Origin of the sequence: Microbacterium sp. Ru50 (assembly GCF_002920555.1) — a bacterium.
GTDB lineage: Bacteria > Actinomycetota > Actinomycetes > Actinomycetales > Microbacteriaceae > Microbacterium > Microbacterium arborescens.
In genome coordinates this window covers 1-355 of sequence record NZ_PQSV01000082.1, presented here as the reverse complement: position 1 = coordinate 355, position 355 = coordinate 1, and the positions used below count along the sequence as shown (strand labels likewise).

At 69.0% G+C, this 355-nt stretch carries 1 pseudogene; it reads right to left on the bottom strand.

The features are described 5' to 3' along the window. Window positions 1–355, bottom strand: a pseudogene (locus C3481_RS16360) (hypothetical protein); the annotation flags it as partial.

The following is a 355-nucleotide window of genomic DNA, read 5'->3' as shown; positions in this document are numbered from 1 at the left end:
GCGTCAGAACGAGAACGGGATGTAGCAGACGGCGGCCAGCACGACCGCGCCCCAGCCCAGCAGGGCCGGCTTGCGGTACCACGCGTCGTCGCCCTCGGCGGGCGCTTCGGACATGCCCGGGGGAGCCGGGTGCCGTACACCAGGCCCTGCAACTGCTCCGCCGGCTTCGGCTTGGTGAACAGCGACACCGCGACCATCACCACCGCGCCGGCGACGAAGCCCGCGATGGCGGAGACGAAGTTGGCGCCCTGGTCGGTCGGGATGGAGATGATGTCCTTCTTGTAGAGGACGAAGTAGTTGACCATCGCGGTGACGGTGCCGGCGAGCAGGCCCCAGAACCCGGATTTCGCGGACG